The organism is Brevibacillus sp. FSL L8-0520, from assembly GCF_037963895.1.
In the GTDB taxonomy this organism is placed as follows: domain Bacteria; phylum Bacillota; class Bacilli; order Brevibacillales; family Brevibacillaceae; genus Brevibacillus; species Brevibacillus borstelensis.
The window spans coordinates 2,320,244-2,334,915 of the sequence record NZ_CP150171.1; the positions used below are offsets into that span (position 1 = coordinate 2,320,244).

Sequence of the window (14,672 nt, forward strand, 5' to 3'; positions counted from 1 at the left end):
GCATGAATAAAGGACAAAGGCATATTCGCATTCGTGAAATTATCGGAAATAACGAGGTGGAGACGCAGGATGAGTTGGTAGACCGTTTGCGCGAAGCGGGTTTTAACGTGACCCAGGCGACAGTCTCCCGAGACATCAAGGAGCTTCATCTGGTGAAGGTTCCGTTGCCGGATGGCCGCTACAAATACTCGCTCCCTGTCGAGCAGAAGTTCAATCCGATCCAGAAGCTGCGCCGCATGCTGGTTGATTCGTTTGTCAGCATGGATCACGCCGATCACTTTATCCTGCTGAAGACGCTGTCCGGGCATGCCAATGCAGTAGCGGAGCTGATCGACAATTTGCCTTGGGAAGAAATCATGGGCACCATCAGCGGCGACAATACCATTTTGATTATTTGCCGCTCCAAGGAAAACTCTGAAGAAGTGACCAAGCGGCTCATGGAAATGCTGTAAGGAGTGGGGAAACAGTATGCTGCTGGAGCTTTCCATACGCAATTTTGCGATCATCAAATCCGTAACCATTTCTTTTCAAAAAGGCTTAAACATTTTGACCGGGGAGACCGGTGCGGGAAAATCGATTATTATTGATGCGCTCGGCCTGCTGCTGGGAGGCCGGGCCTCGACTGATTTTGTCCGGTACGGGGAAACGCGGGCAGAAGTCGAGGGTCTGTTTGAGCTGCCCAGCGGCCATCCGGCCTTTTCGGTTTGCGAGAGCTTCGGTGTTCAGGTAGAGCAGGACAACACGCTTGTCGTCAGGCGCGATATTTCCAGTCAGGGAAAAAGCATCATCCGCATCAACGGACAGCTTGTCACCCTTGCCATGCTCAGGGAGCTGGGCCCCTGGCTGGTGACCGTCCACGGACAGCATGACACTCATATGCTGATGCAGGCGGACAAGCACATACACTGGCTCGATTCCTACGGCGAAAAAGAAATGGGATCGGCCAAACAGGAGTATGCACAGTTGTTTGGCCTCTATTCAAAGACGAGACAGGATCTGGAACGGATGTCCAAAAACGAACGGGAGCTCGTTCAGCGGATCGATCTGCTGCAATACCAGTTAAACGAAATCGAGGCAGCATCCCTGGCGCCCGGAGAGGACGAAAAGCTGCTTCAGCAGAGAAAGAAATGGATGAACATTGAGAAGGTATTTGCAGGCATCCAGGACGCCTACCGGGCCCTGCACGGCGACCAGCGCGGAAGCGAGTGGCTTGGACATGCCATGAGCGAGCTGGAACGAATTGTCTCCTATGATGATCAGTTGGGACCGATACTCGAGACGGTCCAAAGCGCATACTATCAGGTAGAAGATGCAGTGCACCAGCTCAGACAGCTCTCCGACCGGCTCGATTTTGAACCGGAGCAGCTTCAGGAAGTAGAGAGAAGGCTGGATTTGATCCAGACGCTGAAGAGAAAATACGGGAAAAATGTAGACGATATTCTGGAATATGCGGCAACGATTCAGGATGAATTGGACGAAATGCATCATTACGATGACCGTCTGCAGCAACTGGAAAAACGGCTGGTTGAGCTGGCTGCCGATCTCGCCGTCGAGGCACTGGAGCTGTCCATGATCCGCCGCAGCTGTGCAGACCGGCTTGCCAAGGAAATTGAGCAGCAGCTTCGCGAATTACATATGGAGCGCGCCCGCTTCGCCATCGATGTCCGGCAAATTCCCGATGAAAACGGGGTGGAAATCGAGGGAGCCAAATGGCGCGTCGATGCCAACGGAATCGATACCGTCGAGTTTTTAATTTCGCCCAATCCCGGAGAGCCGCTGCGCCCTTTGGCCAAAATCGCTTCCGGCGGTGAGCTGTCGCGGGTCATGCTGGCGATCAAGACGATTTTGGCCGGTACCGACCAGGTGCAGACCTTGATTTTCGACGAGGTCGATACAGGGGTAAGCGGAAGGGCTGCCCAAGCCATTGCTGAAAAGCTTGCACATGTCGCGCTCCAGCGTCAGGTGTTGTGCATTACACACCTTCCGCAGGTAGCTTCTCTCGCGGATGCCCATTTCCTGATTCAAAAGGAGATGAGCGAGAACGAAACGATGACGCTCGTTCACAGCTTACGCGAGGAGGAGCGGGTCACCGAGCTGGCCCGCATGCTGAGCGGAGCCGAGGTTACAGCAAAAACAGAAGAGCACGCGCGCGAGATGATCACGCTCGGGCGACAACGAAAAGCTGCCAAGTAACCGGGCAGCTTTTTTGTTTGCTGTTGTACCGAATGCGGAGCGTTTCAGGTAAGGTTTACGCAGCAAATAGCAATTGATACACCCATTGACAGCTCCCTGTCCACCGAGGTTTTCAGTGCTGTATTCTTGCGACTGGTGTTAGATTTTCCTGACATAATCCATTGCCGCGCAGGCAATAGTATAACTACACAAGGTGGAGGTGTTATCTGTAGGTGTAGGTAGGGAACGGTAGGAGTGATTGCTGGTGATCCGTCACAACAGAAGAAAATGGATGGGAAGTCTCCTTCTCCTTATCACGGCGCTTGTCGTGAGTTCCACCCCGTTCCACGACCTGTCTTCTTTTCCCCATGAATTACGCCTGATGGAAGGCTCCTTGAAGCAACTGCGCGTCTCTATGCCCGTCATGGGTACGTTGGTCAACAGCAACCCGGAAATTCTGCATGTCAATGGAACGGAAGCCCGGGAAGTTTCTGTAGATCTGAGTCAGCCAGTTTCGGTAGAACCGAAGAGGGCGGGAGAAGCCAATTTGCAGGTAAAGTGGCGCAACATCCCGCTGAAAGCGGTCAAGGTAAATGTGCTGCCTGATTTGCGGGTGATTCCGGGCGGTCAGTCTATCGGCGTCAAATTGCAGACTGCTGGCGTTCTTGTCGTTGGTCATCATCTGGTTGACACAGGAAAAGAAAAAGTCTCACCAGGGGAACAAGCGGGTGTACATGTCGGGGACAGTATCATTAAAATGAATGACTTGTACATCAATGACATGAACGATGTCAAAAAGCTGGTAAGTGAAGCCGGCGAAAAGCAGACACCTTTGCAGCTCCTCATCGTCCGGGGCAAAGAGAAAGTAAATGTGACGCTGAGGCCTGCTAAAGACAAGAAGGATGAGGAGTACCGGATGGGTTTATACATTCGTGATTCGGCTGCAGGTGTCGGTACGCTTACTTTTTACGAGCCGAATTCGAAAGCTTACGGAGCATTGGGCCATGTCATCTCCGACGTGGACACTGGACAGGCCATCGTTGTCGGCGACGGTCAAATCGTACGGGCGAGTGTGACCTCGATTGAAAAAGGGCAGAGCGGGAATCCGGGAGAAAAGTTTGCCCGTTTTTACAATGAAAGCGAAGTGTTGGGCAACATTACGAAAAATTCGCCGTTTGGCATATTCGGGAAAATGAACGAGGAGCCAAAAAGAAGCTTTTATCCCGAGCCCATTCCCATCGCTCTGGCCGAACAGGTAAAAGAGGGACCAGCCAAAATCCTTACCGTGGTAGAAGGTCAAAAGGTAGAAGAGTACTCCATTGAGATCGTGAATGTCGTGAAGCAGCATTTCCCTGCCACGAAAGGCATGATCATCAAGGTGACAGATAAGCGATTGCTCGAAAAAACCGGTGGGATCGTGCAGGGAATGAGCGGAAGCCCGATTATCCAGGATGGAAAGATGGTCGGTGCGGTTACCCATGTATTTGTGAATGACCCGACCTCCGGCTATGGTTGCTATATCGAATGGATGCTGCAGGATGCAGGATTGCAGGTTCGTCCGGGACAGCAATCCAAACCGTCCGGAAGTGCAGCGTAAGCAAAGACGAGGTCGTCTCGCCAAAAGGTGAGCCGGCCTTTCACTTTTTGAGCAAAACGTGGAAATCATTGTCGAAATATCGGAAAAATCATTCAATCTTTCGTCATTGGCAGGAATGCCACTGGCATTGTCGAATTATTTTTGGAGTGAAAAGATGGTATGGGCATATGTTGAGGGATTCATTACTTCTGAGAATACTTCCACCTTTTTTCCCAAACAGACCGTTGATTGTAAGGAGGAACGACCTTGAGCAAGATTGAAGTGTTGTTGGCGGATGACAATCGGGAATTTGTGAACCTGCTGGAAGAGTACATAAGCAGCCAGCATGATATGAACGTGATCGGTGTGGCGTATAACGGAAATGATGTCATTCGCCTGCTCCAAGAACGCATTCCGGATGTCCTTATTTTGGATATTATCATGCCTCATCTGGATGGATTGGCCGTATTGGAACAAATCCAAGCCATGAGACTCACTTCTCAACCAAAAATTATTATGCTGACGGCATTCGGGCAAGAGGAAATCACCAAAAAGGCAGTCGAATTGGGGGCCGCCTATTACATCCTGAAGCCTTTTGACATGGAGGTCTTGGCACAGCGAATCCGTCAGATGACGAATAGCAAGCCTTCAAGCTCTTTTGTGACCGCTGTCAAGTCGCAAAACCCATTGCAGATCAGAGGGCGCAATCTTGACGCCAGCATCACCAGCATTATCCACGAGATCGGGGTTCCAGCGCATATTAAAGGATATCTGTATCTGCGGGAAGCGATCACGATGGTGTACAACGACGTGGAATTGCTGGGGTCCATCACGAAAGTGCTGTACCCTGATATCGCCAAGAAGTTTAATACGACTGCAAGCCGTGTAGAGCGTGCCATCCGTCATGCGATCGAGGTGGCCTGGTCCCGCGGAAATCTGGATTCCATCTCCAGCCTGTTCGGCTATACGATTTCCAACACCAAGGCGAAGCCGACGAATAGTGAATTTATCGCCATGGTGGCGGACAAGCTGCGGATTGAGGCGAAGATCTCATAATTGCGATATTACAAAAGGTAATGACCGCAAGCCTTCCGCTGTTTGGCGCAACTTTTATGTTGAGCATTGCGAGGATTCCGCTAAACCGTTACCAGGAAATGTATGGTATTTGATGGCGTGCCGACCGGAAGGTTTTGCGCGATTGAAGACCCCGTATGGGTGTCCGTAACGTACGAAGGCATATCTGTGGCCTTGCAGTACAAACGGACCTGATACGGGGCTTTTTATCGAACTTGGGGCGATTGCATGCTATTTCGTCTTTCTTAAAGAAAGGGCGAGGAAGATGACAGCCAATGAAAGACAGAACCAAGAAAAAACAAGTAGAAAAGTTTGTATTTACCAACTGCTTACTATGATAAACCAGTTTTCAGCGATTAAGTTTTTCAAGTACCTGTGTTTTTAAATAGCTGTACTGTTTATCATTGGTATCACAGAATGCTTCCTCTCGATTGGAAGGAATGTCTTGGTAGTGAGGTATTTCAGAAAATTGAGATTCTGTAAAATCACAACGTATTCCGTCAATTTTGTTGTAATAATGCCATCCTTCAGGGGTTTTCGTTTTCAAGATTTCTCCACCAAAAAGATCGTTTACAACCAGTGCAGTTACTCCACATTGTCCATTGGCAGGGTTTTGGGAGGACCATTTTGAACTAGATTCAATCGACCAAACCTTTAGCAATATTTTTGATAAATCGCTAAAACGTTCTTCAATAAGCACAGTAGATTCTCCTTCACAGTGTAAATGGTCCGCGCAATCCCAATATAACACATTGTGTATCGTGTCGATCCAAATCTTAAGATTTACTGTTCTGGAGGATGAGAGTAAAGGCGTAAGCCAAGACTATCCCACTTTCTGGAGGTTCCACATGAGACTGGCTGTCCTGTCAGATACACATGGAAATGCAATTGCTTTTGAAGCCGTTATCCAAGACTTAAACAGTCAAAGCCCCGATGCCATCGTATTTCTCGGAGATATCGTCATGCGGGGACCTCAGCCAAGCGAATGTATACACATGGTAAGGTCATTGGAGCCTCTAGCCGTTATTCGCGGAAATTATGACGATATGTTTACCCGATTCCCAGCACCTGGGTGGGTCCCAAGCAACGACAAGGAAGAGCTGGTCTTGCGGGCCTACGAGTACGACTGTAAACGGATTGCGCACGATGATCAGGAATGGTTGGCAAACCTTCCTGTGGAGCGAGCCTGGACATTTGAAGACGTCCCTACGGAGATGTATCATGCTGGACCCGATTCGCTGGTCAATGTCGTCTATCCGTGGGCAAGCCTGGATGAAATGGACATATTAAACCGGAGTGAGCATACCAGGCTTGTCCTGTTTGGACATGTACACCATGCGTATGCGCGTCAGGGAAAGGGAAGATTGATCGTCAATTGCGGGAGTGTCGGCCTGCCGTTTGATGGCGATAATCGAGCAAGCTACGCCATTGTGGACTTTAACAAAAGGGACATTGCCGTTCAACTCAGAAGAGTTGCCTACGACATCGAAAAAGCGCTTGCCACCGCAAAAGCATTGAAAATGCCGGACGTGGAAGCGTATGAATACGCTCTCAGATTGGCTCGTTATCCGTACAACGATTATAAGAAATTGATACAAACGACTTCATCATGAATGAAAGTGATTTTCTTACAGCAGATGGCGATCGTGCAAAAAAACGGCTGAACGAATGAAGAATGAAAAGGGAATATCCTTCGAGCAATCGGGATGAATATGCAATACGGTTGCACACCGGGAAGAACCATGTAAAATAAAAATGAGAAAAACGGGAAAGGCAGGTGCCGACCAGTGAACATCATTGACGAAATTCTGGCGCATAACCGGGCATTTATCGAGAACAAGGAATACGAGAAATATCAGACAACGAAATTCCCTGACAAGCGATTAGTCGTGCTGTCCTGCATGGATACCCGGCTGGAAGAATTGCTTCCAAAGGCAATGAATTTGCGAAACGGCGATTTCAAGCACGTAAAAAGTGCGGGAGCTGTCGTTTCTCATCCGTTCGGCAGTATCATGCGGAGTATTTTGGTTGCGATCTACGAGCTGAACGCTGAAGAAGTGGTCGTGGTAGGTCACTACGATTGCGGGATGAGCGTGATCAATGCCGACAATATGATGGCGAAAATGAAAGCAAGAGGGATCACAGAGGAAACCTTCAATATCATCAAACATTCTGGCTTCCGCCTGCACTCCTGGCTGCGCGGCTTTGACCACGTGGAGGATAGTGTGAAACAAAGTGTGGAAGTGATTAAAAACCATCCGCTGCTGCCAAAAGAGGTTCCGGTTCACGGCCTCTTGATCGATCCGGTTACAGGCAGACTGGATCGGGTAGTAGATGGATATGAACTGGCAACCCCGGTTAAGTAATTCCAACGCTTCGCATGTTACACGCAGAACCTTTATGCAAAAAGCGGCACGCTGGTTTTTTGGGGCAATTGGGCTGGGAATAGCGACGACAGGTTACGCCTATGGTGTAGAGAGACACAGGCTCGAGGTAGTCAGTCAACCGGTTGCCATTCCGGATCTTCCGGAGCAATGGAAGGGCGTGCGTATCGTTCATTTCAGCGATTTGCATTTGGGACACTACCTGGGCGTTGAAGAACTTGAAAAGGTTGTTGACCGGATTAATGAACAACAGCCGGATCTGATCTGTTTTACCGGAGATTTGGTAGACAAAAGCACTAGATTGCTGTCTACCGCGATCCCGATCCTGGCTCGGCTGCACGCGCCTCTCGGCAAATTTGCTGTTCTCGGAAATCACGATTGGCGATACGGAGAACAGGGAATCGTCCGTCAAGCTCTTCTGGATTCAGGATTTTCGGTTCTGATCAATGAGCACATCAAGCTACAAAAAGAAGGCGACGCACTTTTTGTAGCGGGGATGGACAACGTGCTGCACGGCGTTCCCGATCCGCGGAAGGCTCTGGACGGAATAGCTGAGGGAGATACGGTGATTTTGCTCGTCCACGAGCCTGATTTCGCGGAAGAAGCAGCCAAGCACCCTTTTGCCCTGCAGCTTTCCGGCCACAGCCATGGCGGGCAGGTGAGGCTGCCGCTCCTGGGACATGTCATTACGCCCCCCATGGGACAAAAATTTGTGCAGGGACTGCAACACGCGGGAGATGGCAAGCTGCCGGTGTATATCAATCGGGGAATCGGTACGACGATATTGCCGGTAAGACTTTTCTGCCGGCCGGAAATTACTGTACTCACTCTTGTTTAATAGACTTGCTTGATCCATTGGACGAATGGCATGAATGCCTCGTCCTCTTTTTTTGCATGCAGATAAGCAATTAGCGTGGGGCGGGTAAATTCGCCGTGAGAGATATCGAGTGCAGCAAGTCTGCCTGCACGCACCTCATCCTGAACCGTCCGCTCGGGAAGCATCGTCACGCCCAACTGCTGCTGCACCATTTTGATGACGGCGCTAAAGCTGTCCAGCTCCATAATCACATTGGGAAAGACGCCATGCTGAGCGAGGAACCGATCGACGCGCTGGCGAAAAGGAGCGCTTTGACTGCCAAATGCGATGACGGGCTCCGAACCCCAGCGCCCAAATCCGGGAAATGTGTCCGCCCATGGATGTTCGGGTGAGGTGACCAGCATGACGCGATCGCTCGGCAAAAATTCCTGGTGTATGTGGGGATGGTAGACTTCGTGGCCGAGGAAGGCGATGTCTGCCGTACCAGTCAACAGGGAAGAGATGGATTCCTCGTAGAGGGTAGAGCGGACGTAGCAGGTAAAATGCGGATGCTCCTTGCGATACTGCCCGAGCAGGCGGGGCAGTTCGTAGGAGGCAAACGCTTTTCCGGCAACTACGGTGAGGGACTGACGTTCTTCGCGATGAGTCGAAAAGGCGCGAAGCTGTTCCACTACGGTCGCGGCAACAGGCAACAGGCGTCGTCCTTCAGCTGTCAGGCTTACCCCGGTGCTTGTACGGGTGAACAAGGGAGTTCCTACCTGTCTCTCCAATTGCTTCAGCCTGTGCGTTACCGTAGACTGCGCCAAAAAGAGTGCGTGGGCTGCTCGATTCAGCGAGCCGTGCCGGGCAATTGCCAAAAAAATCTCCAGACTGTCCAGATCCATACGGCTTCCTCCCGCAGAATGATTGGTTATCTGATTTCTCGATAACCTGCTATCGATATTCTATAACAAATGGCTGAAAAAAGGGAATATTATGGATGCAGGAGGTGGTCTTCGTGGAGAAAGAAGCGAAAATCAAGCGACAAGTCCAAGAGCAGTTCGGCAAAAACGCCAATGCCTATGTGACGAGCGAGACGCACGCAAAAGGGGAGGATCTTCCGCTCATCATCGAATGGACGCAGCCTCAACCGGAATGGGTGGTGCTGGATGTCGCGACTGGGGGAGGACATGTAGCCAAGACATTGGCTCCTCACTGCAAATGGGTAGTTGCTACCGATCTGACCGGACCGATGCTGGAAGCAGCGAGGGCGGCTCATCAAGCAGCGGGGTTGAGAAACATCGGCTATACGGTGGCTGACGCCGAACGCCTGCCTTTTCTCGCGGACTCCTTTGACGCTGTCTTGTGCCGAATTGCCGCCCATCACTTTCCCAACCCGGGAGCTTTTGTCCAGGAGGCAGCACGTGTACTTCGACCCGGCGGCGTGTTTGTCTTCATAGATAATATCGTTCCCGATTCAGAGGAAATAAGCAGCTTCATCAACCGTTTTGAGGCGATGCGAGACCCGAGTCACGTCCGCTGTCTCTCCCGCACGGAATGGATCAGCCTGGTGGAACAAGCAGGTCTGTCGGTCCAAAGGGAGCGGCAGCGAAAAAAACGGTTTTCCTTCCCCGAGTGGGTAGCACGGACGTCTGAATCGCGGGAGCAGGAAAAAGCCGTTGAACAGTTGCTCATACATGCTTCCAAGGACATTCACGACTATATGGGTGTGACGTTAATCGATGGGCGCGTAGCCGGGCATGAGATCGATGAATGGATGGCAGTCTGCAAAAAGGAAGTCTAAGGAAAAACGAGGAGAGATGCGAGATGCACACATGGTTGGGATTGGATCATGTACAATTGGCAGCGCCGGTCGGATGTGAGGAAGAGGCGCGAAGCTTTTTCAGCGGGATATTGGGAATGAAAGAGGTGCCCAAGCCGGAAGCACTGCGCAAACGGGGAGGGGTCTGGTTTCAATGCGGGCCGCAGACCATTCACATCGGGGCAGAGGAGGGGTTCACCCCAGCGAAAAAAGCGCATCCGGCCTTCCTTGTAAAAAATATCGAGGGATTGCGCCATCGTTTGCTCGAGGCGGGGGTGACGATAAAGCAGGGAGAAGAAATTCCGGGTGTCATTCGCTTTTTTGCAGATGATCCCTTCGGCAACAGGCTGGAGTTTATGGAGGTGACGACAGAATGAGCATTGATTTCCATGCATCCGAAAATCGAAGCTCGTATACCGGCCGTTCAGCCGACAAAGGCTGGCTGAAAGCGATGGCGGAAATCGTCAACCCTGTCGGCAAGAACGTGATCGATATCGGTTGTGGCGGCGGCATTTATACGGCAGGCTGGGCTGAGCTGGGAGCAGAGCGCGTCATGGGAGTCGACTTTTCTCAAGTCATGCTGGAAGCCGCACGGGAGAACACCGCTCATTTGCCTCAAGTCTCCTTTCATTGGGGGGATGCTTGTCAGACTGGTCTTGCCGCCGGCTGTGCAGATATTGTCTTCGCCCGTGCCTTGATCCACCACCTGGACAGTGTAGACAGCTTTGTGGCGGAGGTGAACCGGATTTTGGCGCCGGGGGGGATGTGCATCATTCAGGATCGGACGATGGATGATGTATCCGTCCCCGGGTCGACAGAGCATTTGCGAGGATATTTCTTTGAAGCGTTTCCCCGTCTGCTGCAGAAGGAGGAAAAGCGCCGCCCGTCTTTGACCGAGGTGCAAGCAGCTTTGAAAAATGCGGGCTTCTTCTCTGTACATACAAGCCAGATGTGGGAGATTCGGAAGAGATACAGCACTTGGACGGAGCTGGAAAGCGATCTTCGAAAAAGGACTGGACGCTCGATCCTCCACGAGCTGAATGATGACGAACTGGAAAAGCTCATCTCCTTCGTCAAAGAGAAGATGGGCGGTCTGCTGCCGATCGTCGAACAGGATCGCTGGACCATTTGGAGGGGAGTAAAGGGATAAATGGCATAATTGTGAAATCGTCTGTCACAATTCCTGATTCGACTTGTATACGTCTGGGGTATTCTATATAATGAAGGTGCTATTCTCTTCCCGTACGTTTTACTTTTTGCCAAAGGAGTTGTGTAGTTCATGAAAGTAACTCTGTTTGATTTTCTCATGTTCGTGTTCACGTTCTTCATCGCGATGGGTGTTTTCCGTTCGATCCGGGCGAAAAATAAATTCGCGGTTGGCTTTGGAATCATTGCCCTCGCCGTATTCCTCTTTGCAGATGGCTTGATCATTTACTTTGCAACGAAAGGCGCGTAAAGCCGGAGGATACATATGTTCAAGAGACTGTGCGCATACTCGCACAGTCTCTTTTTCATTTTCTGGAAAAACCTGCATGGCCATCCTCCATTTTTCGCATAATAAGGATGGAGGTGGGACAGGTGGGCAAGCAGCGATGGCCTCACAGGTTTTCATACGTCGGGAAGATTGCGGCAGACCGGAAAACGAAGAACCTTTGCAACCGGATCAATCCTTCAGACATTGCTGTCGTCGATCACCCGGATATGGATGAGATTGCCGCTCTGGCACTTGTGAGAGCGAATGTGCGAGCCGTCATAAACCTCTCACCGTTTTTGACAGGGACATACCCGGCTGAAGGCGCCAGACGCCTGTTGGAGGCTGGCATCCCTCTCTATGAAACAGCCAGCGCAGACAAAAGCATATTGGATCAAGCGGATGGCAGACCCGGGGCTGTATGGAAAGAACAACTGTGGGTTTGCTCTGACAAGGGCTGGTTTCGTCAAGCTGAGCTGAGACGGCTGACCACAAAGGAGATCGGCCAGCGATGGCAAGAAGCAAATGAGCGATTGGATGACGTCCTGTCCGCTTTTATCGACAATACGTTGAGATACGCGAGTGCAGAAAAAGAGTGGTTTTTGCGCCCGCTGAAAAAACTCCCGCTGCGTACGAGGCTTTCTGACCGCCATGTCGTCGTGGTCGTCAGAGGCCGGCATTATCGGGAAGATTTGCGGATGCTTTCCTCTTACATTCGCGATTACAATCCTGTTTTGATTGCGGTGGACGGGGGAGCGGATGCTTTGCTGGAAAACGGCTACATCCCCGATATGATCGTAGGGGATATGGATAGTGTCACAGATCAAGCATTGCTGTCAGGTGCAGAGATAGTCGTGCACGCTTTTCAAGACGGGCAGGCTCCCGGGAAGGCAAGAGTGGAGAGGCTGGGGATCAGCTGCCATTTGCTGCCCGCGCCGGGGACGAGCGAAGACATTGCCATGCTGCTCGCCTTTGAGGAAAAAGCCAAATTGATTGTTACGATCGGTACACATTCCACGATGATCGATTTTCTCGAAAAAGGGAGAAAGGGCATGGCGAGCACGCTGCTGGTAAGGACCAAAATCGGTTCCAGGCTGATCGATGCCAAAGGCGTCAGCCAATTGTATCAGCCGCGCTGGTCATGGAATTGGACCGGGTGGCTGGTAGCGGCCACACTCGTGCCGGTCATGGCGGTTCTCTCGCTTCATCCCATCACCCGGCATGTCATGCAGTTGTGGTGGATGCAGTGGAGGAGCTGGGCATTTTTAGGAGGGTAGGCATGATTCCTTTTCGTCATCACCTGATTTCGCTTGTGGCCGTATTCTTTAGTCTCGGGATTGGCATTTTGCTCGGAGGAATGACAGGCCACTCGTGGTTTTCCGTCGAGGAGCAGGCTGTGCTCAGCAAAATGGAGACGAGGTATAGCCAGGCTCTCAAAAGCAACAATGAACTGAAGCAGCAGTTAAATCGGCTTTTGATCGAGATGGAGCGAAACAATGAAGAGGCTGCCCATCTGATGGCAGTCCGTTACGCTGACGCCATGCAGGGCAACAAGGTATATGTCTGGCAGTCCCCGGAGCTCCAAATCGGCAGACTACTGCGGTTGTTTGAGCAGGTCGGCGTTGAGATCGTTCCGTACGGTCAAGGCAGTGTTCCGTTGGATGGACCGATTCTCGCGCTGGGGAAAACGAAGCCAGACTGGTTGGAACAGCTTCCGGGCGAATGCCGCTGGTTATTTGTGGACAAGGTGCCAGAGACCTTCTCCCAGCAATGGGGGCTGTTGGATCGGGTGCAAAAACTGATGGCGGAGATGAGAGTGGAACGTGAAAAGAGTTAGTGTCATCGTCCCGGCTTACAATGAGGCAGAGTGGATTGTCCCGACTCTGGCGGCGATACGGCAGCGCCTTGTTTGCGACGAGGTGATCGTTGTCGATGACGGGAGCGCGGATCAGACTGCGTTACTGGCCGAGGAGTGGGCAGACCGCGTCATCCGGCATCCGGTCAATCTGGGAAAAGGGGCGGCTCTGCAAACCGGCTGGAGACAGTCCAGCGGCGAGGTGCTTTTGTTTTTGGACGGAGATTTGAAAGAGAGCGCGGGGGAAGCCAACCTGCTGCTTGCCCCGGTCATAAACGATGAATGCGACATGGCTATCGCCGTGCTGCCGGCGCTGCGGCGGAAGGTCGGCTTGGGCCTGGCAAAGGGATTGGCCCGAGGGGGGATACGGGCACTCACCGGATTTTCTTCGGAGGCGCCGCTATCCGGTCAACGGGCAGTGAAACGACAGGTGCTGGAACGCATTGGCCAATTGGAAGGAGGCTTTGGAATCGAAGTGGGACTGACCATCGAAGCGCTCCGCTGCGGGTACCGCTTGACCGAAGTTCCTGTACCTTTTACGCACCGGCAGACGGAAAATGATTGGACAGGCTATCGGCATCGGGGAAAGGAATTCGTCGAAATCGGAAAGGCATTGGGGAGAAAATGGTGGGAGGGAGTGCGTTGGACACGAACCTGACAAGCGCCTGGGTCCTGGGAGTGGCAGGGCCTTTTTTGTTGCACCGGTTCTATTTTCGCGCCGCATGGGAAAAGCTGCATAATGCCGCTATCACCAGAACCAACTACAGAGGCGAACAAGTGGTTACGGCTGGAGGAGTGATACTGGCTGGGTATGCGGGATTAATCCAATTTGCCCTGTTGGCCTGGGGAGCGGCTTCGGGCTGGAGCTACCAAATGCTTGAATCCGGGCTGCTGCTTTTCTTCGGATCTCTCGCCGTGGCATTATGCGGCTGGCTTGACGACTGTTCGGCAGATAAAGCGCCGAAAGGCTTTCGCGGGCATCTGGGGGTTCTCTGGCGGGAACGGCGAATGACGAGCGGCATGTGGAAGGCATTCGGGGGAGGCGGGACCGCTTTGGCCGTCAGCCTGTTCCTTTTTACCGGCATACCGGGGATTATCGTCGGAACCGGTCTTTTGGCGCTTTCCCCCAACCTGTTAAACCTGTTTGACGTCAGGCCAGCCCGGGCGATTAAGGTGTTTTGGCTTTTGATCGCCGCAGCTGCCTTGTGCATGCCGATGTCCGCGGCTGCTGCAGCTTGCTGGATCTGGATATTGCCGGTCTTGACCGCAAGTGTCCTCTTGTTTCCGTACGATGCACAGGCTTGCTTGATGCAAGGGGACACGGGAGCCAATTATCTCGGGTTTGTTGCGGGCTTTGCGCTCGTGACAAGCGTTCCGTTCGGTGGACAGCTGGCGCTTTTGCTATTTTTCGCAGGGCTGCACCTTTTGGCCGAGTTCGTTTCGTTTTCCCGGGTGATCGAAAACACGCGCTGGCTCAATCGATTGGATGAGTGGGGAAGATCTGCGGAGACAAAATAAAAAA

At 51.9% G+C, this 14,672-nt stretch carries 17 protein-coding genes; 15 read left to right on the forward strand and 2 right to left on the reverse strand.

Features of this window, described 5'->3' with window-relative positions; all coding sequences use genetic code 11:
• Positions 1 to 2: 2 nt before the first annotated feature.
• From argR to spo0A, 4 genes are all read left to right on the forward strand, one after another.
• On the forward strand, positions 3 to 452 hold the full coding sequence (gene argR, locus NSQ24_RS11570) for a transcriptional regulator ArgR (RefSeq protein WP_003387250.1): 450 nt from the start codon (positions 3 to 5) through the stop codon (positions 450 to 452).
• 16 nt (positions 453 to 468) lie between these two features.
• A complete protein-coding gene (gene recN / locus NSQ24_RS11575; RefSeq protein ID WP_339167835.1) occupies positions 469 to 2,193 on the forward strand; it encodes a DNA repair protein RecN in 1,725 nt (574 codons plus the stop codon).
• A gap of 244 nt (positions 2,194 to 2,437) precedes the next feature.
• Positions 2,438 to 3,769 carry a SpoIVB peptidase gene (gene spoIVB / locus NSQ24_RS11580; RefSeq protein ID WP_003387243.1) on the forward strand — a complete coding sequence of 444 codons (1,332 nt, stop codon included), beginning with the start codon at positions 2,438 to 2,440 and terminating at the stop codon, positions 3,767 to 3,769.
• A 246-nt stretch (positions 3,770 to 4,015) separates the two neighbouring features.
• Entirely contained in the window at positions 4,016 to 4,804 is a 789-nt protein-coding gene (spo0A, locus tag NSQ24_RS11585) for a sporulation transcription factor Spo0A (RefSeq protein WP_003387242.1), read from the forward strand.
• Positions 4,805 to 5,171: 367 nt separating this feature from the next.
• On the opposite strand, the gene NSQ24_RS11590 is transcribed toward spo0A, so the two are convergent.
• Positions 5,172 to 5,522 (reverse strand): hypothetical protein, encoded by a 351-nt coding sequence (locus NSQ24_RS11590; protein WP_339167837.1) that lies wholly within the window; start codon positions 5,520 to 5,522, stop codon positions 5,172 to 5,174.
• A 148-nt stretch (positions 5,523 to 5,670) separates the two neighbouring features.
• Here NSQ24_RS11590 and NSQ24_RS11595 point away from each other — a divergent pair, with 148 nt between their 5' ends.
• The 3 genes from NSQ24_RS11595 to NSQ24_RS11605 all read left to right on the forward strand — a co-directional run bounded on the left by NSQ24_RS11595 (position 5,671) and on the right by NSQ24_RS11605 (position 8,044).
• A complete protein-coding gene (locus tag NSQ24_RS11595; protein ID WP_122958420.1) occupies positions 5,671 to 6,435 on the forward strand; it encodes a metallophosphoesterase family protein in 765 nt (254 codons plus the stop codon).
• A gap of 174 nt (positions 6,436 to 6,609) precedes the next feature.
• Positions 6,610 to 7,188 (forward strand): carbonic anhydrase, encoded by a 579-nt coding sequence (locus tag NSQ24_RS11600; protein ID WP_003387239.1) that lies wholly within the window; start codon positions 6,610 to 6,612, stop codon positions 7,186 to 7,188.
• Positions 7,163 to 8,044 (forward strand): metallophosphoesterase, encoded by an 882-nt coding sequence (locus NSQ24_RS11605; RefSeq protein WP_243014072.1) that lies wholly within the window; start codon positions 7,163 to 7,165, stop codon positions 8,042 to 8,044. The genes NSQ24_RS11600 and NSQ24_RS11605 overlap by 26 nt, the downstream gene beginning before the upstream one ends.
• On the opposite strand, the gene NSQ24_RS11610 is transcribed toward NSQ24_RS11605, so the two are convergent.
• A complete protein-coding gene (locus tag NSQ24_RS11610) occupies positions 8,041 to 8,907 on the reverse strand; it encodes a LysR family transcriptional regulator (protein WP_031931810.1) in 867 nt (288 codons plus the stop codon). The genes NSQ24_RS11605 and NSQ24_RS11610 overlap by 4 nt on opposite strands.
• 113 nt (positions 8,908 to 9,020) lie before the next feature.
• Here NSQ24_RS11610 and NSQ24_RS11615 point away from each other — a divergent pair, with 113 nt between their 5' ends.
• The 8 genes from NSQ24_RS11615 to NSQ24_RS11650 all read left to right on the forward strand — a co-directional run bounded on the left by NSQ24_RS11615 (position 9,021) and on the right by NSQ24_RS11650 (position 14,668).
• Entirely contained in the window at positions 9,021 to 9,806 is a 786-nt protein-coding gene (locus NSQ24_RS11615; protein WP_024984910.1) for a class I SAM-dependent methyltransferase, read from the forward strand.
• Positions 9,807 to 9,829: 23 nt separating this feature from the next.
• Complete coding sequence (locus NSQ24_RS11620; RefSeq protein ID WP_039070841.1) at positions 9,830 to 10,201, forward strand: VOC family protein; 372 nt, start codon at positions 9,830 to 9,832, stop codon at positions 10,199 to 10,201.
• Positions 10,198 to 10,974 (forward strand): methyltransferase domain-containing protein, encoded by a 777-nt coding sequence (locus tag NSQ24_RS11625; protein ID WP_339167842.1) that lies wholly within the window; start codon positions 10,198 to 10,200, stop codon positions 10,972 to 10,974. Before NSQ24_RS11620 ends, NSQ24_RS11625 begins: the two co-directional genes overlap by 4 nt.
• Before the next feature lie 129 nt (positions 10,975 to 11,103).
• The gene (locus tag NSQ24_RS11630; protein WP_081607723.1) at positions 11,104 to 11,280 is read left to right on the forward strand and encodes a DUF2759 family protein; all 177 of its coding nucleotides are present in this window, start codon (positions 11,104 to 11,106) and stop codon (positions 11,278 to 11,280) included.
• Positions 11,281 to 11,402: 122 nt separating this feature from the next.
• A complete protein-coding gene (gene steA / locus NSQ24_RS11635; RefSeq protein WP_003387230.1) occupies positions 11,403 to 12,572 on the forward strand; it encodes a putative cytokinetic ring protein SteA in 1,170 nt (389 codons plus the stop codon).
• 2 nt (positions 12,573 to 12,574) lie between these two features.
• On the forward strand, positions 12,575 to 13,132 hold the full coding sequence (locus NSQ24_RS11640) for a copper transporter (protein WP_003387229.1): 558 nt from the start codon (positions 12,575 to 12,577) through the stop codon (positions 13,130 to 13,132).
• Positions 13,119 to 13,808, forward strand: coding sequence for a glycosyltransferase family 2 protein (locus tag NSQ24_RS11645; protein WP_003387228.1), 690 nt, complete (start codon positions 13,119 to 13,121; stop codon positions 13,806 to 13,808). Before NSQ24_RS11640 ends, NSQ24_RS11645 begins: the two co-directional genes overlap by 14 nt.
• Positions 13,793 to 14,668, forward strand: coding sequence for a hypothetical protein (locus tag NSQ24_RS11650; RefSeq protein ID WP_081787854.1), 876 nt, complete (start codon positions 13,793 to 13,795; stop codon positions 14,666 to 14,668). Before NSQ24_RS11645 ends, NSQ24_RS11650 begins: the two co-directional genes overlap by 16 nt.
• Positions 14,669 to 14,672: the final 4 nt, after the last annotated feature.